Origin of the sequence: Streptomyces sp. BBFR102, from assembly GCF_051397025.1 — a bacterium.
Taxonomy (GTDB): Bacteria; Actinomycetota; Actinomycetes; order Streptomycetales; family Streptomycetaceae; genus Streptomyces.
Genome location: NZ_CP195757.1, coordinates 1,484,161 through 1,503,977, shown reverse-complemented (window position 1 = coordinate 1,503,977; position 19,817 = coordinate 1,484,161). Strand labels below are relative to the sequence as shown.

At 72.7% G+C, this 19,817-nt stretch carries 20 protein-coding genes; 14 read left to right on the top strand and 6 right to left on the bottom strand.

Annotation, left to right across the window (positions count from 1 at the left end):
- Positions 1–6 precede the first annotated feature (6 nt).
- The 5 genes from ybeY to era all read left to right on the top strand — a co-directional run bounded on the left by ybeY (position 7) and on the right by era (position 3,851).
- Positions 7–504 carry an rRNA maturation RNase YbeY gene (gene ybeY, locus ACSLIC_RS06845; RefSeq protein WP_436736785.1) on the top strand — a complete coding sequence of 166 codons (498 nt, stop codon included), beginning with the start codon at positions 7–9 and terminating at the stop codon, positions 502–504.
- A complete protein-coding gene (locus tag ACSLIC_RS06840) occupies positions 501–1,826 on the top strand; it encodes a hemolysin family protein (RefSeq protein ID WP_436736784.1) in 1,326 nt (441 codons plus the stop codon). Before ybeY ends, ACSLIC_RS06840 begins: the two co-directional genes overlap by 4 nt.
- A gap of 26 nt (positions 1,827–1,852) precedes the next feature.
- Positions 1,853–2,221, top strand: coding sequence for an MmcQ/YjbR family DNA-binding protein (locus ACSLIC_RS06835; RefSeq protein ID WP_436736783.1), 369 nt, complete (start codon positions 1,853–1,855; stop codon positions 2,219–2,221).
- Between the two features lie 37 nt (positions 2,222–2,258).
- Complete coding sequence (locus tag ACSLIC_RS06830; protein WP_436736782.1) at positions 2,259–2,612, top strand: cytidine deaminase; 354 nt, start codon at positions 2,259–2,261, stop codon at positions 2,610–2,612.
- Positions 2,613–2,909: 297 nt separating this feature from the next.
- Positions 2,910–3,851: a GTPase Era gene (gene era / locus ACSLIC_RS06825; protein WP_436736781.1), complete on the top strand. Its 942-nt coding sequence runs from the start codon at positions 2,910–2,912 to the stop codon at positions 3,849–3,851.
- A gap of 716 nt (positions 3,852–4,567) precedes the next feature.
- Here the strand turns inward: era and ACSLIC_RS06820 are convergent.
- Entirely contained in the window at positions 4,568–4,834 is a 267-nt protein-coding gene (locus ACSLIC_RS06820; RefSeq protein ID WP_436736780.1) for a protealysin inhibitor emfourin, read from the bottom strand.
- A 56-nt stretch (positions 4,835–4,890) separates the two neighbouring features.
- Complete coding sequence (locus ACSLIC_RS06815) at positions 4,891–6,030, bottom strand: M4 family metallopeptidase (protein ID WP_436736779.1); 1,140 nt, start codon at positions 6,028–6,030, stop codon at positions 4,891–4,893.
- 299 nt (positions 6,031–6,329) lie between these two features.
- Between ACSLIC_RS06815 and leuA the strand changes: the two genes are divergently transcribed.
- From leuA to ACSLIC_RS06795, 4 genes are all read left to right on the top strand, one after another.
- Complete coding sequence (gene leuA / locus ACSLIC_RS06810; protein WP_436736778.1) at positions 6,330–8,123, top strand: 2-isopropylmalate synthase; 1,794 nt, start codon at positions 6,330–6,332, stop codon at positions 8,121–8,123.
- 124 nt (positions 8,124–8,247) lie between these two features.
- Complete coding sequence (locus tag ACSLIC_RS06805) at positions 8,248–8,949, top strand: TerB family tellurite resistance protein (RefSeq protein ID WP_436736777.1); 702 nt, start codon at positions 8,248–8,250, stop codon at positions 8,947–8,949.
- A gap of 47 nt (positions 8,950–8,996) precedes the next feature.
- Positions 8,997–9,743 carry a DNA repair protein RecO gene (gene recO, locus ACSLIC_RS06800; protein ID WP_436736776.1) on the top strand — a complete coding sequence of 249 codons (747 nt, stop codon included), beginning with the start codon at positions 8,997–8,999 and terminating at the stop codon, positions 9,741–9,743.
- A gap of 80 nt (positions 9,744–9,823) precedes the next feature.
- Positions 9,824–10,654, top strand: coding sequence for an isoprenyl transferase (locus ACSLIC_RS06795; protein WP_436736775.1), 831 nt, complete (start codon positions 9,824–9,826; stop codon positions 10,652–10,654).
- 89 nt (positions 10,655–10,743) lie between these two features.
- Here ACSLIC_RS06795 and ACSLIC_RS06790 read toward each other — a convergent pair whose 3' ends face one another.
- The 4 genes from ACSLIC_RS06790 to ACSLIC_RS06775 form a co-directional block, all read right to left on the bottom strand.
- Positions 10,744–11,172 (bottom strand): Fur family transcriptional regulator, encoded by a 429-nt coding sequence (locus tag ACSLIC_RS06790; RefSeq protein ID WP_436736774.1) that lies wholly within the window; start codon positions 11,170–11,172, stop codon positions 10,744–10,746.
- Positions 11,173–11,244: 72 nt separating this feature from the next.
- Complete coding sequence (locus tag ACSLIC_RS06785) at positions 11,245–12,150, bottom strand: metal ABC transporter permease (protein ID WP_436736773.1); 906 nt, start codon at positions 12,148–12,150, stop codon at positions 11,245–11,247.
- Positions 12,150–12,971: a metal ABC transporter ATP-binding protein gene (locus tag ACSLIC_RS06780; protein ID WP_436736772.1), complete on the bottom strand. Its 822-nt coding sequence runs from the start codon at positions 12,969–12,971 to the stop codon at positions 12,150–12,152. The genes ACSLIC_RS06785 and ACSLIC_RS06780 overlap by 1 nt, the downstream gene beginning before the upstream one ends.
- A gap of 44 nt (positions 12,972–13,015) precedes the next feature.
- Positions 13,016–13,993 (bottom strand): metal ABC transporter substrate-binding protein, encoded by a 978-nt coding sequence (locus ACSLIC_RS06775; RefSeq protein WP_436736771.1) that lies wholly within the window; start codon positions 13,991–13,993, stop codon positions 13,016–13,018.
- Between the two features lie 326 nt (positions 13,994–14,319).
- On the opposite strand from ACSLIC_RS06775, the gene ACSLIC_RS06770 reads away from it, so the two are divergent.
- The 5 genes from ACSLIC_RS06770 to ACSLIC_RS06750 all read left to right on the top strand — a co-directional run bounded on the left by ACSLIC_RS06770 (position 14,320) and on the right by ACSLIC_RS06750 (position 19,767).
- Entirely contained in the window at positions 14,320–15,702 is a 1,383-nt protein-coding gene (locus ACSLIC_RS06770) for a glycine--tRNA ligase (RefSeq protein WP_436736770.1), read from the top strand.
- A gap of 332 nt (positions 15,703–16,034) precedes the next feature.
- Positions 16,035–16,268 (top strand): DUF6243 family protein, encoded by a 234-nt coding sequence (locus tag ACSLIC_RS06765; RefSeq protein WP_436736769.1) that lies wholly within the window; start codon positions 16,035–16,037, stop codon positions 16,266–16,268.
- Between the two features lie 134 nt (positions 16,269–16,402).
- Positions 16,403–17,599, top strand: a complete 1,197-nt coding sequence (dusB, locus tag ACSLIC_RS06760) for a tRNA dihydrouridine synthase DusB (protein ID WP_436736768.1) — start codon at positions 16,403–16,405, stop codon at positions 17,597–17,599.
- Between the two features lie 166 nt (positions 17,600–17,765).
- Entirely contained in the window at positions 17,766–18,101 is a 336-nt protein-coding gene (gene gvpO, locus ACSLIC_RS06755) for a gas vesicle protein GvpO (protein ID WP_436736767.1), read from the top strand.
- 850 nt (positions 18,102–18,951) lie between these two features.
- The gene (locus tag ACSLIC_RS06750; RefSeq protein ID WP_436736766.1) at positions 18,952–19,767 is read left to right on the top strand and encodes a GvpL/GvpF family gas vesicle protein; all 816 of its coding nucleotides are present in this window, start codon (positions 18,952–18,954) and stop codon (positions 19,765–19,767) included.
- Positions 19,768–19,817: the final 50 nt, after the last annotated feature.

Genomic DNA, 19,817 nt, shown 5'->3' with positions numbered 1-19,817 from the left:
ACCACCATGTCGATCGACGTCAACAACGAGTCAGGAACCGAGGTCGACGAGCGCGCGATCCTCGACATCGCCCGGTACGCGCTGGCGAGGATGCGCATCCACCCGCTCTCGGAACTGTCGGTGATCGTCGTCGACCCCGAGGCGATGGAGCAGCTGCACATCCAGTGGATGGACCTGCCGGGGCCCACCGACGTCATGTCCTTCCCGATGGACGAGCTGCGTCCGCCGGGCAAGGACGACGAGGAGCCCCCGCAGGGCCTGCTCGGCGACATCGTGCTCTGCCCCGACGTCGCCCGGCAGCAGGGGCAGGACGCGCCGACCCAGCACTCCATGGACGAGGAACTCCAGCTCCTCACCGTCCACGGCGTCCTCCACCTGCTCGGCTACGACCACGAGGAGCCGGGCGAGAAAGCCGAGATGTTCGGCCTCCAGCAGGCCATCGTGGACGGCTGGCGTGAGGAGAACGGGCTCACCGGCCCCTCTCCGGCCCCGACCGTCTCATGATCGGCGGCCTGCTCACCGGCGCCGTCCTGCTGGTCGTCATCGCCTGGCTGGCCGCCTGCGCCGAGGCCGGGCTCGCCCGCGTCTCCAGCTTCCGGGCCGAGGGCGCCGTCCGCGCCGGACGGCGCGGCAGCGCCAAGCTGGCCCAGGTCGCCGCGGACCCCACGCGCTACCTCAACGTCGCGCTGCTGGTCCGGGTCGCCTGCGAGATGGCCGCCGCCGCCCTGGTGACGTACGTCTGCGTCGAGCGGATCAGCGTCACCTGGGAGGCGCTGGCCGTCGCCATCGCGGTGATGGTCCTGGTCAGCTACGTCGCGGTCGGCGTCTCGCCGCGCACCATCGGCCGCCAGCACCCGCTGAACACGGCCACGGCCGCCGCGTACGTCCTGATGCCGCTCGCCCGGGTCATGGGCCCGATCCCCAAGCTCCTGATCCTGCTCGGCAACGCCCTCACCCCCGGCAAGGGGTTCCGACAGGGCCCGTTCGCCAGCGAGGCGGAGCTGCGGGCGCTGGTCGACCTCGCCGAGAAGGAGCAGCTCATCGAGGACGAGGAGCGCCGCATGGTGCACTCCGTCTTCGAACTGGGCGACACCCTGGTGCGCGAGGTGATGGTGCCCCGCACCGACCTGGTCTCGATCGAGCGGTACAAGACGATCCGTCAGGCTCTCACCCTCGCCCTGCGCTCCGGCTTCTCGCGGATACCGGTGACCGGGGAGAACGAGGACGACGTCGTCGGCATCGTCTACCTCAAGGACCTCGCCCGCAAGACCCACATCAGCCGCGACGCCGAATCCGACCTGGTCTCCTCCGCGATGCGCCCGGCCGTCTTCGTCCCCGACACCAAGAACGCCGGGGACCTCCTGCGCGAGATGCAGCAACAGCGCAACCACGTCGCCGTCGTCATCGACGAGTACGGCGGCACCGCCGGGATCGTCACCATCGAGGACATCCTGGAGGAGATCGTCGGCGAGATCACCGACGAGTACGACCGGGAGCTGCCGCCCGTCGAGGAGCTGGGGGAGGGCCGCTGCCGCGTCACCGCCCGGCTCGACATCGGCGACCTCGGCCAGCTCTACGGCCTGGAGTCCTACGACGACGAGGACGTGGAGACCGTCGGCGGTCTGCTCGCCAAGGCGCTGGGCCGGGTCCCGATCGCCGGGGCCGGCGCCGTCGTGCCGCTGCCCGACGGGCGCGGCCTGCGGCTCACCGCGGAGGACTCGGCGGGCCGCCGGAACAAGGTCGCGACGGTCCTCGTCGAGCCGCTCGACCAGTACGAGACGGCGGAGGCCGTCGCCGCCGAGGAAGACCGGGAGACCGACTGGTGAACGCGAGCGGGAACGGGGCCGGGAGTATGAGCGGGACGCAGGACGCACGCGAACGCCTGCGGGCCTTCTGCCTCTCCTTCAACGGGGCCGTCGAGGAGTTCCCCTTCAACCCGGAGACTTCCGTCTTCAAGGTCGAGGGGAAGGTCTTCGCCCTCACCGACCTCGGCGCCGACCCGCTCAAGATCTCCCTCAAGTGCGACCCGGACGAGGCGGTGCGCCTGCGCACCGCCCACCCCGAGATCGTCCCCGGCTGGCACCTCAACAAGCGCCACTGGAACACGGTCACCGTCGCCCCGCTCCCGCCCCGCCAGGTCCACGAGCTGATCGAGGACTCGTACGACCTGGTGGTGGCGGGGCTGCCCCGCGCGGTCCGTCTCCGCCTCGACCGCCCCTGACGCCTCTGACGCGGGTCCGCCTCTTATGCTCGGGGCCATGACCGAGAGCACCGAGCTGCCCCCCGAGGACCGCAAGATCGTGACCCTGGCCCGCTCCGCCCGGGCCCGCAACGGGGTACCGGAGGGCGCCGCCGTCCGTGACGAGACCGGCCGCACCTACGTCGCCGGCACCGTCTCCCTCGACTCCCTCCAGCTCAGCGCCGTGCGCACCGCCGTAGCCATGGCCGTGGCCTCCGGAGCCCAGTCCCTGGAAGCCGCCGCGGTGGTCACCACGGCCGACCGCCTCCCCCCGGAGGACAGGTCCGCCGTCACCGACCTGGGCGGCCCCCGCACCCCCATCCTCCTCGCCGCCCCCGACGGCACCCTCCGCGAAACCCTCACCACAGACTGACACCACCGCCCACCCCACCCCACACACCGGTCCGCCCCCACAACCCAGCCGGCCCCACAGAACGCCCCCAACTCAGCCCGGCCGGCGCTTGAGGCCACCTTGAACCGGCACGGTCACCCACTCAGCCCGGCCGGCGCTTGAGGCCATCCTGAACCGGCACGGTCGAACCGGACAGCACGACCATGACAGCCCGGCCGGTGCTTGAGGCCACCCGGGCGCAGGCAGGCACACCCAGCCAAACCCCCCCTCCCCAGAGCCGGGGTCCACGGACCCCCACGCATCGGGGACAATGGGCGCATGAGCGCCCCCTCCTCCTCCGTCACCCCCGCGCACCGCGCGGGCTTCGCGTGCTTCGTCGGCCGTCCGAACGCGGGCAAGTCCACCCTGACGAACGCACTCGTCGGGCAGAAGGTCGCGATCACCTCCAACCGGCCGCAGACGACCCGCCACACCGTGCGCGGCATCGTCCACCGGCCCGATGCGCAGCTGATCCTGGTCGACACCCCCGGCCTCCACAAGCCGCGCACCCTTCTCGGCGAGCGGCTCAACGACGTGGTCCGCACCACCTGGGCCGAGGTCGACGTCATCGGCTTCTGCCTGCCCGCCGACCAGAAGCTCGGCCCCGGCGACCGCTTCATCGCCAAGGAGATCGCGGGGATCAAGAAGACCCCGAAGGTCGCCGTCGTCACCAAGACCGACCTGGTCGACGGCAAGCAGCTCGCCGAGCAGCTGATCGCCGTCGACCAGCTCGCGACCGAGCTGGGCTTCGAGTGGGCCGAGATCATCCCGGTCTCCGCCGTCAAGGGCGACCAGGTCGCGCTGCTGACCGACCTGCTGGCCCCGCTGATGCCGGAAGGCCCCGCGCTCTACCCCGAGGGCGACCTCACCGACGAGCCCGAGCAGGTCATGGTGGCCGAGCTGATCCGCGAGGCCGCCCTGGAGGGCGTCCGCGACGAGCTGCCGCACTCCATCGCGGTGGTGGTCGAGGAGATGCTGCCGCGCGAGGACCGCCCGGCCGACAAGCCGCTGCTCGACATCCACGCCAACGTCTTCATCGAGCGGCCCAGCCAGAAGGGGATCATCATCGGCCCCAAGGGCAAGCGGCTGAAGGAGGTCGGCGTCAAGTCCCGCAAGCACATCGAGGCGCTGCTCGGCACCCCGGTCTTCCTCGACCTGCACGTCAAGGTCGCCAAGGACTGGCAGCGCGACCCCAAGCAGCTCCGCCGCCTGGGCTTCTGACGCCGTAGGCGGGCCCGGGGCTGCGGGCCCCACCGGGCAGCTGAGGCGCGAGGTACGAAGGGCCGCGCCAAGCTCTCCCCGTCCCGGAGCGCCGTCTCCGGCTCCACCCTGACCCGCGCCCTCGCCGGGGCCCGCGGCCCCGGCGAGGGCGCGGCGGGGCCGGTGCCCGGCCGCGACCCCGGGCCGGGTGCGCCGAGCGGACGGGTCGGCCCCCGACGGCCGGAAGAGCGACCCGCAATGCTCCCTCCCGCCTGGAGGGCGTCGACCACTACCCGCACCCGTGCGACGCCGACCACGCACCGGGCGGCGAGGGCGGCGGAGGTACGGCCTGGCGGGTCGCGACCATCCGCGACCAGGTGGTCTTTGAAGGCCAGGGACTCGGCAGGGACCGGCCGTCCGCCCAAGTGCGCCCAGCCGCGCGGCGAAGTCCGCTCCGGTCGGCGGTGGTCGACACCGGGGACGGCGCCGGGCCGTGCTGCGGATCTCGTGGACCCGGGGACCGGACCTCCGTGAAGGTCTTCATGGGCGGCAGCCGCCACGTCCGGTTTCGCCGGACCCCCGCCCCCGGGGACAAGGGCACCCCTTTTCCCCGAGGACGTCGGGGCCCGCTTCCCGGACCTGGTCCTGCGCCGGTTCGCCCAGCCCGGCGGCGGCTGGGCGCCGGGGCGGGTGGGCCGGTGCGAGGACCCGCCCCACCCCACCCCGGGCGGTGGCGCCTAGGCTCCCTCCTTCAGCACCCGGGAGACCAGCTCCCGCTGGGCGGGGGTCAGGTGCGGGTCGGTGAAGTGGGCCGAGCGGCCGTCGACGGTCAGCTGGTAGGCGAAGCCGTCGGGGACGCCGGTGGCCGGGGCGGGGGCGGCGGTTGCCAGGGCGCGGGCGGCCAGCTCCTCCCAGACCTCGGCGTCGGGGAGCGAGGTGGTGTCCACCCCGGCCCGCCGCTCGATGCCGGAGAAGCCGCCGGTCCGTCGTACTTCGATGCGCATGCCCAAGTCCCTACCCCCGAGCCCCGCCCGGCACCGGTGCCCCGGCGGCCCGGCGGTCAGGAGCCCGCTCCCACCCCGACCTCGGACCACGCCTTCAGGACCGCCTCGCGCTCCGCGCCCCGGCCGAACCGCTCCTCGGCCGCCTTGGCGGTGAGGGCCGCGAAGGCGGCGAAGTCGGCCTGCGCGCTCAGCTCGCCACCGGTCAGCACGTCGTACCAGATCTGGCCGGCGCGCTCCCACGCCTTGCCGCGCAGGGCGGTGGCGACCAGGTAGAAGGCGCGGTTGGGGATGCCGGAGTTGATGTGGACGCCGCCGTTGTCCTGGTCGGTCTCGACGTAGTCGGCCATGGAGCCGGGCTGGGGGTCCTTGCCGAGGACGTCGTCGTCGTAGGCCGTGCCGGGCTCCTTCATGGAGCGCAGGGCCTTGCCCTCGACGCGCGGGCCCAGCACGTCGGCGCCGATCAGCCAGTCGGCGTCCTCGGCGTTCTGCCCCAGCGTGTACTGCTTGAGGAGGGAGCCGAAGACGTCGGAGACCGATTCGTTGAGCGCGCCGGGCTGGCCGCGGTAGACGAGGTTGGCCGTGTACTGGGTGACGCCGTGGGCCAGTTCGTGGCCGATGACGTCGACGGGGAGGGTGAAGTCGAGGAAGACCTCGCCGTCGCCGTCGCCGAAGACCATCTGCTCGCCGTCCCAGAAGGCGTTGGCGTACTCCTTGCCGTAGTGGACCGTGGCGTTGAGCGGCAGGCCGCGGCCGTCGATGGAGTCGCGGCCGAAGCTCTTGAGGAAGAGCTCGAAGGTGGCGCCGAGCCCGGCGTAGGCCCGGTTGACGGTGGCGTCGCCGCCGGGGTCGGAGCCCTCGGCGCGGACCTTGACGCCGGGCAGTTGCTCGCGGTTCTCCGCGTCGTAGATGGTGCGCTGGGCCGTGGCCGCCGCGCCCTCCGCGCGGCGCGGCACGGCCGGGACGGCGGCGCGGGTCGCCGCGACGGCGGTGAGGCGGCGGGTGCGCTCGCGGGCGTCCCGCTCCAGGGTGCGGCGGGCGGGGACGGAGAGGACCGGGTCGTCCAGGTGGCTGAGGTGGTCCAGCACGTGCGGCGGGATGATCGTGCAGAACACGGGGTGCGGGGCAGGGCGGGGCAGGGCGGAGTCGGCGGCGGTGCGGGCGGTGGGGGTGCGCGTGGGGCGCTGCTTGTCGGTCATGAGACTGGCTTGCTCTGTGTGACCGGAACGAAACGCTCCGTGCGGGAGATTAGCGAAATAGAGGGACTCGTCACCTCTGGGGCGTTACGGCACTCCGGTCCCGCATACTGATACGCGTCAGCGCAACAGGGAACGCCTCGGTTAGGCTGCGGAGCATCATGCGTTACGGGCTGCTTCTCCTTAGCTGCCGCGGCGAGGGCCTGTAGTCGAGGTCGACCCCCTCCCCGCGGAGTTCGGTGTTGCGGTGAATCCGCCGCCCGTCGGCCGTTTTCAGTGGACACTGAGGAGCCCCGCGCACCATGTCGAATCCCGCCGACGCATCCCGTACCGCCACCGCCGACCAGCCGGTGAGCCGTCGGACCCCCCTCACCCGGGACAGCGTCACCCAGCGTCCCTCCGGCATGCCGACCGGCCGGTACCGCGGCTACGACGCCGTCGACCTGGCCGACCGCACCTGGCCCGAGCGGCGCGTCACCAAGGCCCCCCGCTGGCTCTCCACCGACCTGCGGGACGGCAACCAGGCCCTGATCGACCCCATGTCGCCCGCCCGCAAGCGCGAGATGTTCGACCTGCTGGTGCGGATGGGCTACAAGGAGATCGAGGTCGGCTTCCCCTCCTCCGGCGAGACGGACCACGCCTTCGTCCGCTCCATCATCGAAGAGGACGCCATCCCCGAGGACGTGACCATCTCCGTCCTGACCCAGGCCCGCGAGGACCTGATCGAGCGCACCGTCCAGTCCCTGAAGGGCGCCCACCGGGCCACCGTCCACCTGTACAACGCCACCGCGCCCACCTTCCGCCGGGTCGTCTTCCGCGGCTCCCGCGACGACGTCAAGCAGATCGCCGTCGACGGCACCCGGCTGGTCATGGAGTACGCCGAGAAGCTGCTGGACGCGCGGACCGCCTTCGGCTACCAGTACAGCCCGGAGATCTTCACCGACACCGAGCTGGACTTCGCGCTGGAGGTCTGCGAGGCGGTGATGGACGTCTGGCAGCCCGAGGAGGGCCGCGAGATCATCCTCAACCTGCCCGCCACCGTGGAGCGCTCCACCCCCTCCACCCACGCCGACCGCTTCGAGTGGATGTCGCGGAACCTCTCCCGCCGCGAGTTCGTCTGCCTCTCCACCCACCCGCACAACGACCGCGGCACCGCCGTCGCCGCCGCCGAGATGGCCGTGATGGCCGGCGCCGACCGCGTGGAGGGCTGCCTGTTCGGCCAGGGCGAGCGGACCGGCAACGTCGACCTGGTCACGCTGGGCATGAACCTCTTCTCCCAGGGCGTCGACCCGATGATCGACTTCTCGCAGATCGACGAGGTCCGCCGGACCGCCGAGTACTGCAACCAGATGGAGGTCCACCCGCGCCACCCCTACGTGGGCGACCTCGTCTACACCGCCTTCTCCGGCTCCCACCAGGACGCCATCAAGAAGGGCTTCGACGCCATGGAGGCCGACGCGGCCGCCCAGGGCAAGACCCTCGACGACATCGAGTGGGCCGTCCCCTACCTGCCCATCGACCCCAAGGACGTCGGCCGCTCCTACGAGGCCGTCATCCGGGTCAACTCGCAGTCCGGCAAGGGCGGCATCGCCTACGTCCTGAAGAACGACCACCACCTCGACCTGCCGCGCCGCATGCAGATCGAGTTCTCCCGGCTGATCCAGGCCAAGACCGACGCCGACGGCGGCGAGGTCACCCCGGCCGCGATCTGGTCCGCCTTCCAGGACGAGTACCTGCCCAACCCCGAGAACCCCTGGGGCCGCATCCAGATCCGGGCCGGCCAGACCACCACCGACGTCGAAGGCGTCGACCGGCTGACCGCCGAGGCCGTCGTGGACGGCGAGGAGACCGTCCTCAACGGCGCCGGCAACGGCCCGATCTCGGCCTTCTTCGACGCCCTGCACACCATCGGCATCGACGTACGCCTGCTCGACTACCAGGAGCACACCATGAGCGAGGGCGCCAACGCCGTCGCCGCCTCCTACATCGAGTGCGCCATCGACGACAAGGTGCTCTGGGGCATCGGCATCGACGCCAACACCACCCGCGCCTCCATGAAGGCCGTGGTCTCCGCGGTCAACCGCGCCGCCCGCTGACCCTCCGCGCCCCACCGCGCCCCTGACGGCCCGCCCGTCCCGTACGCGGTGGGGCGTCGGGTTACGGCCAGGTCACCGCGCGGGGCACGGCGCGACGGTGCGCCAGACGCGACGGAGGTGCGACGTGCTGCCCAGGAGCCGACCAGGACGGGCCGCGAAGAACCGGCGCCCGCGCGTCTGCGGAGTCCGCACCCACTGGACCACCGTCGCCGACGGGGAGTTCCACTGCCCCGCCTGCGGCGGCGACCGCAACTACCAGCGCCGCACCGGCCGCCGCAGGCTCACCCTGCTCGGCCTGCCCGTGCTGCCCCGCGGTGAGGCCGGGCCCGTCGTCGAGTGCGCCTCCTGCGAGGGCCACTTCCCGACCGACGCGCTCGCCCGCCCCACCACGACCCGCTTCTCGGCCCTGCTGCGTGACGCCGTGCACACCGTCGCGCTCGCGGTCCTCGCCGCCGGCGGCACCGGCTCGCGCACCGCGCTGGCCGCCGCCGTGGAGGCCGTGCGCGACGCCGGGTACGAGGACTGCACCGCCGAGCGGCTCACCGCCGTCGCCGACACGCTCGCCGCCGACACCGGGCGGCAGGCCGGCGACGGCGGCGCCGAGGCGCCCCTCGCCGCCGAGCTGCACGAGGCGCTCGACCCGCTCGCCCCGCACCTCGCCGAACTCGGCCGCGCCTCGCTGCTGCTGCGCGCCGCCGGCATCGCCCTGGCCGACGGCCCCTACACCCCGGCCGAACGCGACGTCCTCACCACCGTCGGCGCCGCCCTCACCCTGCCCCGCGACGAGGTCGCCGACCTCCTCACCGCCGCCCGCACCCCCTCCTGAGACCCCGCGCGCCCGCCCGGTCCCGGCCGTACGGGACAATGGAGCCCATGAGCCTGTTCCGCGACGACGGCATCGTGCTGCGCACCCAGAAGCTGGGCGAGGCGGACCGGATCATCACCTTCCTCACCCGCCGCTACGGCCGGGTCCGCGCCGTCGCCCGCGGGGTGCGGCGCACCAAGTCGAAGTTCGGCGCCCGCCTGGAGCCCTTCTCCCACGTCGACGTGCAGTACTTCGCCCGCGGCAGCGAGCTGATCGGCCGCGGCCTGCCGCTCTGCACCCAGACCGAGACCATCGCCGCGTACGGCTCCGGCATCGTCACCGACTACGACCGCTACACCGCCGGCACCGCCATGCTGGAGACCGCCGAGCGGTTCACCGACCACGAGGGCCAGCCCGCCGTCCAGCAGTACCTTCTACTCGTCGGCGGACTGCGCACCCTCGCCCGCGGCGAGCACGCCCCCCGGCTGGTCCTCGACGCCTTCCTGCTGCGCTCGCTGGCCGTCAACGGATACGCGCCGAGCCTCGGCGACTGCGCGCGCTGCGGCATGCCCGGCCCGAACCGTTTCTTCTCCGTCGCCGCCGGCGGCAGCGTCTGCGGGGAGTGCCGGGTGCCCGGCAGCGTCGTACCCTCTGCGGAGGCCGTCGGCCTGCTCAGCGCGCTGCTCAGCGGCGACTGGGCGTCGGCGGACGCGTGCGAGGGGCGGCACGTGCGGGAGGGCAGCTCCCTCGTCTCCGCCTACCTCCACTGGCACCTGGAACGCGGACTGCGCTCGCTGCGGTACGTGGGCAGGTAGCGGCACGGCGCGGGCGGGGGCGAGCGCCGGGCCCGCCACCGAGCACCTGAGATCTTTGAGAACTGGGAGACGAACACCTCATGGCACGACGCGGAATCCTCGGCCGCAACCGGCGCGACTACCAGACCCCCGAGCCGCACCCCTCGGGCGCCCGCCCGCCGACGATCCCCGGCGAGCTGGTCCCCGGCCACGTCGCCGTCGTCATGGACGGCAACGGCCGCTGGGCCAAGGAACGCGGCCTGCCCCGCACCGAGGGACACAAGGTGGGCGAGGGCGTCGTCATGGACGTCCTCAAGGGATGCCTGGAGATGGGCGTCAAGAACCTCTCCCTGTACGCCTTCTCCACCGAGAACTGGAAGCGCTCCCCGGACGAGGTCCGCTTCCTGATGAACTTCAACCGCGACGTCATCCGCCGCCGCCGCGACGAGATGGACGCCCTCGGCATCCGTATCCGCTGGGTCGGCCGGATGCCCAAGCTGTGGAAGTCGGTCGTCCAGGAGCTCCAGGTCGCCCAGGAGCAGACCAAGGACAACGACGCCATGACGCTGTACTTCTGCGTCAACTACGGTGGCCGCGCCGAGATCGCCGACGCCGCCCAGCGCATGGCCGAGGACGTCGCCGCCGGCCGCCTCGCCCCGTCCAAGGTCGGCGAGAAGACCCTCCAGAAGTACCTGTACTACCCCGACATGCCCGACGTCGACCTCTTCGTCCGCCCCAGTGGCGAGCAGCGCACCTCCAACTACCTGCTCTGGCAGAGCGCCTACGCCGAGATGGTCTTCCAGGACGTGCTGTGGCCCGACTTCGACCGCCGTGACCTGTGGCGCGCCTGCCTGGAGTACGCCCAGCGCGACCGCCGCTTCGGCGGCGCCGTGGAGACCCCGCAGCCCGCGGTACCGCCCCAGCAGGGCTGAGGGCACCCCGCCCGCACGGGAAGAGGCCCCTGGGGCGCGTACGGACCTGCTACGCGCCCCAGGGGCCTCCTGGGCTTCCTTCGGCGGTGCTACTTCTCGGACGTCCCCGCGCTCGCGCTGCACTCGGCGCAGGTGCCGAAGATCTCGACCGTGTGGTCGACGTCCACGAAGCCGTGCGAGGCCGCGACGGAGTCCGCCCACTTCTCCACCGCCGGGCCCTCGACCTCGACCGCCTTGCCGCACACCCGGCAGACCAGGTGGTGATGGTGGTCACCGGTCGAGCAGCGCCGGTACACCGCCTCGCCCTCATGGGTGCGCAGGACGTCCACCTCGCCGGCGTCCGCCAGCGACTGGAGCGTCCGGTAGACCGTCGTCAGCCCGACCGAGGCGCCCTGGTGCTTGAGGATGTCATGCAGGTCCTGGGCGCTGCGGAACTCGTCCACCCGGGCGAGGGCGGCGGCCACGGCCGCACGCTGCCGGGTGGACCGGCCCTTCACGGGGGGTCCTGCGGTCGTCACTGCACGGGTCCTTCCCACTATTCGGGGCTTCGCTCGCCAACGGGGTGCGAAGCCCCGGCCTGGACGTCTGGCCTACTCGCGGTTGGTCGGGGAAGCCGTGGTGCCGGCAACCCCCTCGTCCAGGGTGCAGGATGCCACGTCCTCGGGGGAACCCGCCGTTCCGCGTGCGCGGCGGCGGGCGAGGGGCGTGGCGGCCAGGCTCAGGAGCAGGAAGACCACGATGGCCAGCAGGACGATGGCCGCGCCCGAGGGGGCGTCCACGTAGTACGTCGTGACGGTGCCGGCCAGCGAGACGACGACGCCGATGACCATGGCGCCGGCCAGCGTCGCGCCGAAGCCCTTGGCCAGGCGCTGGGCGGCGGCGACCGGGATCACCATCATGGCGCTGACCAGCAGCAGGCCGACGATGCGCATCGCGACGGTGACGGTGACGGCGGCGGTCACCGCGATCACCAGGTTGAGCAGGCGCACCGGCAGGCCGGTGACCCGGGCGAACTCCTCGTCCTGGCAGACCGCGAAGAGCTGGCGGCGCAGGCCCAGGGTGACGGCGAGGACCAGCACGGCCAGGACGACCACCGCCGTCAGGTCCTCGGGCGAGACGGTGGTGATGGAGCCGAAGAGGTAGGTGTTGAGGTTGGCGGTGGAGCCGCCCGGCGCCAGGTTGATGATCATGACACCGCCGGCCATGCCGCCGTAGAAGAGGAGGGCCAGCGCCACGTCGCCGCTGGTCCGGCCCCGGGAGCGGATCAGCTCCATGCCGATGGAGCCGAGCACGGCGACCGCGGTGGCCATCCAGACCGGGCTGGCGTTGAGCAGGAAGCCGAGCGCCACACCGGTCATCGCCACGTGTCCGATGCCGTCGCCCATGATCGCCTGGCGGCGCTGGACCAGGTAGGTGCCGATGGCCGGCGCGGTGAGGCCGACCAGGACCGCGGCGAGCAGCGCGCGCTGCATGAAGGCGTAGTCGAAGAGGTCCATCAGTCGAACAGTCCCGTCCGGATCGGATCGGCGTTCTCGGGCGCCGCGTGCGGGTGTACGTGGTCGTGGCCGGGCAGCGCGTGCTGGCCGACGGCCTTCGGCGGCGGCCCGTCGTGGGCCACGCAGCCGTCGCGCAGGACGACGGCGCGGTCGATGAGCGGCTCCAGCGGGCCCAGCTCGTGCAGGACGAGCAGGACCGTGGCGCCCTGGGCGACCTGTGCGCGCAGCGTCTCGGCGAGCACCTCCTGGCTGGCCAGGTCCACCCCGGCCATCGGCTCGTCCATGATCAGCAGCTCCGGTTCGCCGGCCAGCGCGCGGGCGATCAGCACCCGCTGGTGCTGGCCGCCGGAGAGGGCGTTGACGGAGTCCTGGGCGCGGTCGGCCAGGCCCACCGCCTCCAGGGCGCGGTGGACGGCGTCGCGGTCGGCCTTGCGCAGCGGGCCCAGCCGGGTCCGCGAGAGGCGGCCGGAGGAGACGACCTCGCGGACGGTGGCGGGCACGCCGCCGGCGGCGGTGGTGCGCTGTGGGACGTAGCCGACGCGCGACCAGGCGCGGAAGCGGCGCAGGGGGGTGCCGAAGAGGCGGACCTCGCCACGGGTGAGCGGGACCTGGCCGATGGTGGCGCGGACGGCGGTCGACTTGCCGGAGCCGTTGGCGCCGAGCAGGGCGACGACCTCGCCGCGCCGCACCGTGAGGTCGATGCCGCGCAGGACGGGGCGGGCGTCGAGCGTGGCGACCGCGTCGGCCAGGGAGACGACCGCGTCCGCGGTGTCCGCGTCGCCGGCCTGGGGGCGGGGGGTCGGGGAGGCTCCTGCGTTCACCGGGTCCACCGTGCTTTCTCGGGGCCCTCGGGGGGCGGGGACGGTCACTTGGCGCCGAGCGCCTTCTGGAGGGCGGCCAGGTTGGACCGCATGACCTCCAGGTAGTCGTCGCCCTTCGACTGCTTCGTGATGCCCTCCAGCGGGTCCAGCACGCCGGTGCGCAGCCCGGTGTCCTCGGCGAGGATCGTGGCGGTGCGGTCGCTGGCCAGGGCCTCGAAGAAGACGGTCGTCACGTTCTCCTCGGCGGCGATCTTCTGGAGTTCCCTCATCCGCGCCGGGCTGGGCTCGGACTCCGGGTCGACACCGGCAATGCTCTCCTGGTCCAGCCCGTACCGCTCGGCGAGGTAGCCGAAGGCGGAGTGGGTGGTGATGAAGGTCTTGGAGCCGGTGTTCCGCAGGCCCTCGCGGAAGTCCTGGTCGAGCTTCTTCAGCTTGCCGGTGAGCGCCTCGGTGTTCTTCCGGTAGTCGGCGGCGTGGTCCGGGTCGGCCTTCTGGAGGGCCGCGCCGACGCCCTCGGCGATCTGCGCGTACCTGACCGGGTCGAGCCAGACGTGCGGGTCGCGGCCGGAGTCGCCGTGATCGTGGCCGTCGCCCTCCTCCTCGGCGTGGTCGTGGCCGTCGCCGCTGGAGGAGCTGTGCACCTCCAGCGTGGTGAGTTCACCGGCGTCGACGGTGTTCCTCACGCCGGCCTGGTCGACCGCCTTGTCGACGGCGGGCTGGAGGCCGCGCAGGTAGAGCAGGACGTCGGTCTCGCTCATCTGGCCGGTCTGGCGGGGGGTGATGTCCAGGTCGTGGGGTTCCACGCCGGGGCCGGTCAGGGTGGTGACGTCGACGTGGTCCCCGCCGATCTGCTCGGCGAGGAACTCCAGCGGGTAGAACGAGGCGGTCACGGCGAGCTTGCCGTCCGCGCTCCCGCCGGAGTCGGCACCGCCGCACGCCGACAGGACGCCCAGCGAGAGGGCGGCGGCGGAGGCGGTGAGAACTATGCGGATCGAACGATTCCGGCCACGACGTATGTTCATGACACTCATTTTCAACAAAGGTGGAAACGATTGTCAAAAAAACCTTTCATCGCCACTCGGGATGCGCCACTCGGGGGAGGCCGCCGGTGTGGCCCGCCCCCGCTCCCGGGTGGCGCGCCCGTATGTCCGCCCCGGCCGCCTCTGTCCCACTCGTCCCGTTGGCCGCTCCGGGGGGCCGCCCGCATTGCCCCGATCCGGCCGTCCCCGCTCCGGCGGATTTGATCCCGGGGGTGCGGGCGCCGGTAACCTGGGTCATTCGCCGGGCCGCGGCCGCACGTGAGCCCCGGCGGACCCACCAACCGCTTCGTCGTAATGAAGAGAGCACCGTGGCCGCCGACAAGATCGACAGCATCGTCAGCCTGAGCAAGCGCCGTGGCTTCGTCTACCCGAGCAGTGAGATCTACGGTGGCCAGCGCGCCGCCTGGGACTACGGACCGCTGGGCGTGGAGCTCAAGGAGAACATCAAGCGTCAGTGGTGGCGCTACATGGTCACCTCCCGTGACGAGGTCGTCGGTCTCGACTCCTCGGTGATCCTCGCCTCCGAGGTGTGGGTCGCCTCGGGGCACGTCGCCACCTTCAGCGACCCGCTGACCGAGTGCACCTCCTGCCACAAGCGCTTCCGCGCGGACCACCTGGAGGAGGCGTACGAGGCGAAGCACGGCCGCCTCCCCGAGAACGGCCTGGCCGACATCAACTGCCCGCACTGCGGCAACAAGGGCCAGTTCACCGAGCCCAAGGAGTTCTCGGGCCTGCTCTCCACCCACCTCGGCCCCACTCAGGACTCCGGCTCCGTCGCCTACCTGCGTCCCGAGACCGCCCAGGGCATCTTCACCAACTTCGCCCAGGTGCAGCAGACCTCGCGCCGCAAGCCCCCGTTCGGCATCGCCCAGATGGGCAAGTCCTTCCGCAACGAGATCACGCCCGGCAACTTCATCTTCCGCACCCGCGAGTTCGAGCAGATGGAGATGGAGTTCTTCGTCAAGCCGGGCGAGGACGAGCAGTGGCAGGAGTACTGGATGGAGCAGCGCTGGAACTGGTACACCGGCCTGGGCCTGCGCGAGGAGAACATGCGGTGGTTCGACCACCCGAAGGAGAAGCTCTCCCACTACTCCAAGCGCACCGCCGACATCGAGTACCGCTTCCAGTTCGGCGGCTCCGAGTGGGGTGAGCTGGAGGGCGTCGCCAACCGCACGGACTACGACCTCTCCGCCCACGCCAAGGCGTCCGGCCAGGACCTGTCCTTCTTCGACCAGGAGGCCGGCGAGCGCTGGACCCCCTACGTCATCGAGCCCGCCGCCGGTGTCGGCCGCGCCATGCTGGCCTTCATGCTCGACGCGTACGTCGAGGACGAGGCGCCCAACGCCAAGGGCAAGCTGGAGAAGCGCACGGTCATGCGGTTCGACCCGCGCCTGGCCCCGGTCAAGGCCGCCGTGCTGCCGCTCTCGCGCAACCCCGAGCTGTCCCCGAAGGCCAAGGGCCTGGCGGCGGCGCTGCGCCAGCACTGGAACATCGAGTTCGACGACGCCGGCGCCATCGGCCGCCGCTACCGTCGCCAGGACGAGATCGGCACGCCGTTCTGCGTCACCGTCGACTTCGACACCCTGGACGACAACGCGGTGACCGTCCGCGAGCGCGACACCATGAAGCAGGAGCGGGTCTCCCTCGACCAGATCGAGGGCTACCTCGCCGCCCGCCTCGTCGGCTGCTGACCCACCAGGCCGCCCGGACGCCCCCGGATTCCCGCGTGGAACCCGGGGGCGTCCGGCTGCCCGGGGCCGTTGCGTGAAAAGGGTTCGCACCCCTCGCCGGTCACGGGTAGCCTCCTGGCATGTTCTCGATGATGCCCGTATACGAGTGACGCGGGCGGGCCGTGTCGCCCGTCCCCGCCCCACCTCGTCCTTCCCCTTCACCGCGCCGCGTCCGTCACGCGCCTGGGCTGTTCTGTGCCCCGTCGTGCCACGGCGTGGAGGGTCGCGTACGCGTGTCGCCTGGCGTCCTGACGCATCGCGGTGTCATCCAGAGCCCAGAAACGGAGATCCCCGTGGCCAAGAGCCGCAACAACCTGCTCGGTGTCGGCGGTCAGCGCAACAAGCTGCCCCGCAACGGACGCCCCGCCAGTGCCCCCGGCGGCCCGGCGGACAACCGCCCCGCCGCCCTCGACCAGAAGCAGGAACTCCTCCGCAAGATGCGCGAGCGCACCGCCGGGGCGTCCGCCGAAGCCCCCGGGGCCGAGGAGGAGGAGGCGACGACCCAGGAGGCGGGCGGCAACGCCTGACCTGCCGGACACCCCCGGGCCCGTGTCCCGCCCCTTCACCGGGCGGGGCGCGGGCCCGCGGTGTGCCCCGCCTGCCCGGACGTGCCCCCCGGCGGCGAGCGAAGCTCCCGGAAAGGGGGTGCGACAATGGGCAGATGTCCGCGTCTTCCCCCGCCCCCACCAGCACTGCCCCGCAGACCGTCGCGCCCGCGCCCGCGTCCGTGGCCTCCTCCCTGGCCATCGGCCCGCACCTCGTGTCGCCGCCCGTGGTGCTGGCGCCGATGGCGGGGATCACCAACGCGCCGTTCCGCACCCTGTGCCGGGAGTTCTCCGGCGGCAAGGGGCTCTTCGTCAGCGAGATGATCACCACGCGGGCGCTGGTGGAGCGCAACGAGAAGACGATGCAGCTGATCCAGTTCGGGGAGACGGAGCGGCCCCGTTCGATCCAGCTGTACGGCGTCGACCCGGCCACCGTCGGCAAGGCCGTCCGCATGATCGTGGACGAGGACCTCGCCGACCACATCGACCTCAACTTCGGCTGCCCGGTGCCGAAGGTCACCCGCAAGGGCGGCGGCTCGGCCCTGCCGTACAAGCGGAACCTCCTGCGGGCCATCCTGCGCGAGGCGGTGTCGGGGGCCGGGGAACTGCCGGTGACGATCAAGATGCGCAAGGGCATCGACGACGACCACACGACCTACCTCGACGCCGGCCGGATCGCCGTCGAGGAGGGCGTCACGGCGGTCGCCCTGCACGGCCGCACCGCCGCCCAGCACTACAGCGGCACCGCCGACTGGGACGCCATCGCCCGGCTCAAGGAGCACGTCACCGAGATCCCGGTGCTGGGCAACGGCGACATCTGGTCGGCCGCGGACGCCGTGCGCATGATGGCCGAGACCGGGTGCGACGGGGTCGTCGTCGGCCGGGGCTGCCTCGGCCGGCCCTGGCTCTTCGGGGACCTGGTCGCCGCCTTCGAGGGGACGGGCGCGCCGGCCGCGCCGACCCTGCGGGAGGTCGCTGACGTCATGGTGCGCCACGCGCGGCTGCTGGGGGAGTGGATCGGTGACGAGGCGCGCGGAGTGATCGACTTCCGCAAGCACGTCGCCTGGTACCTCAAGGGTTTCTCGGTCGGCTCCGACCTGCGCCGCAGCCTCGCGATCACCTCCTCCCTCGCCGAACTGCGCGAGCAGCTCGACACCCTCCACCTCGACCAGCCCTGGCCCGTGGGGGCGGACGGCCCGCGCGGCCGCACCTCCGGCCGCGACCGCGTCGTCCTGCCCGACGGCTGGCTCAACGACCCCTGGGACTGCGCCGGTGTGGCGCCCGAGGCCGAACTGGACACCTCCGGCGGCTGATTCCCCGCCCGCCGCAGTCCCGGCACCCTACGACGGACCCCGCGTGACCCCTCCGGTCGCGCGGGGTTCTCGCACGGCACGGCCGACGCCCGTGCGGTGACCGCGACCGGCCCCGATCGGCGCATCAGCGAAGGCGGCGGGCCGACACGCCGCGGAGACTGGGGCCATGGCAGAGCAACACACCAGGCCCGCCAGGAGATCCACCGCCGCCAAGGGTTCCCGCAAGGAGCCGGGACGCGGAGCGCGGGACGCCGCCGGGCAGGCGTGCGAGGGCCGCGCCGGCCTGATCGGCCACGGCACCGAAGGGGTCTCGGCCGTCCGCAGGGCCGAGGAGCACATCGGCCGACGCGTCGACGTGGACGTACTGGTGGTGCCCAGGACTGCCAGGACTGCCGACACCGCCGGCCCGCTCGCCACCTACGAGGCCGAACTGGACGGTGGCGGCGAGCTCTTGGAGTACCGCCGCGTACGCCGCCACCGGCGGGGCGCCGCCGACACCTGAGAAAGCTGGTCAGCCATGACGACCCCTGCGACCTGCCGCGACGAACTCGTCCGCGCCCCGCGCGCGGGAACCCTCCACGACACCCTGGAACTCGTCCTCGACCGCGGCGTGGTCGGGCCGGCCGGTGAGGCAGGGGAAGAGGGGGCCGAGCGGGTCAGGCCGCGCGAGACGCACCCCTCGTCCTCCAGTCTCCCCGGGTGCCGTACAGGCGGCGGTCCGAGACGGGGCTCCTGACCGGGCCGCTCGCCCCGCCGCCCGCCCCCGCCCGTACTGCGAGCCCGGCCGGCCGCGCCCGACCGCGCGCTGGACGACGGCGAGAGCGACCAGGAGCGCTTCGAGCGGGAAGGGGCGCCTGCTGGAGGGCCGCCCACGGGGCCCGGTTCCCGTTCACCCGCACCCCCACCCCGGGAAGCCACTGATGAACGACACGGACGAAGTGGCCTCGCCACCGCGATCGCCGCCGGGCACGCCTCTGCCGGACCCGCGAGGCGAAGCTGGCCCTGACCGGCGGCACCTGCCCGGCCGGGCGCCGGTTCAAGCTCAGCCCACAGGAGCTGGTGGCCGAGGGGAGATCGAGTACTACCCGGCGGAGATCTCGAAGAGGCGATGGCGGCCGAGGAGTCCGAGGACCAGGACACCGAGGACGAGGAGGAGAAGCGGTGAGCGGCGCCGCGGCAAGGTGGTTCGTCTCCTCGGTCGACACCGCCGGTAAGGCGGGTGCCGACCGGTGGGAAACCGGCCCGGCCCTGTCCTCCCGCGCCCAGCGCGACGCGGCGGAACGGACCACCGAGTCCCACAGCGGGCGGCGCACCCCCCGCTGTGGCCCCCCGAGAGAGAGGACGGTCCTCGCATGAGTTTCGCGACGTACGTCTACGCCGTCCGCCGGACCGGCGGCCCCGAGATCCACAGCCCCGGCCACGACGGCGGCGGGCCGGTGCGGCTGCTGCCGCTCGGCTCGTTGACCGCCGTCGTGCAGGACGTGCCGGCCGCCGATTTCACCGAGGAGGCCCTGCGACAGCGGTTCACCGACCGCGCCGACCTGGAGCGGTGCGCCCGCACCCATCACCGGGTGGTCAGCGCCGCCGCGGCGGGCGCCGCCACCGTGCCGCTGCCGCTGGCCACCCTCTACGCCAACGACGTCCGCACCAGGGTCGTCCTGGAGGAGCACGCCGAGCGGCTCAGCGAGGCCCTGCACCGGGTCGCCGGGCACGTCGAGTGGGCGGTGAAGGTGCACCGCGACATCGCCCTGCCGCTCCCGGAGCACGGGACGGCCGGGATCAGTCCGGCGGCGCCCGACGAGCCCGCCACCGGCCGGGAGCACCCGGCACGGGTCCGCGACTCCCGTGCCACCTGTGAACGGCAGGAGGAGAACGCCCTGGACGCCGTCGACCTGGTCGACCGGGTGGTCCGCACCGTCGCCGTCGCCGCCGTACGACGGCCGCTGCACGGGGTGGAGCTGACCGGGCGGGAGCGGCCGCAGCTGATGAACGGGGCCTACCTGGTGCCGCGCGACGACGAGCGGCTGCTCACCGCCGCCCTCGACACCCTGCGGCAGGACCCCAGGCTCACCGGTTTCGCGGTCGAGGCGTCCGGGCCGTGGGTGCCGTACTCCTTCGCCTCGGCCGTCCTCACGCAAGGGGCGGGCCAGGACGGCGCCCCCGCGTGAGGTGGTTGCCCCGGAGCACGTCCAGGTGCCGGTCAAGGTGCCGCTGGCCG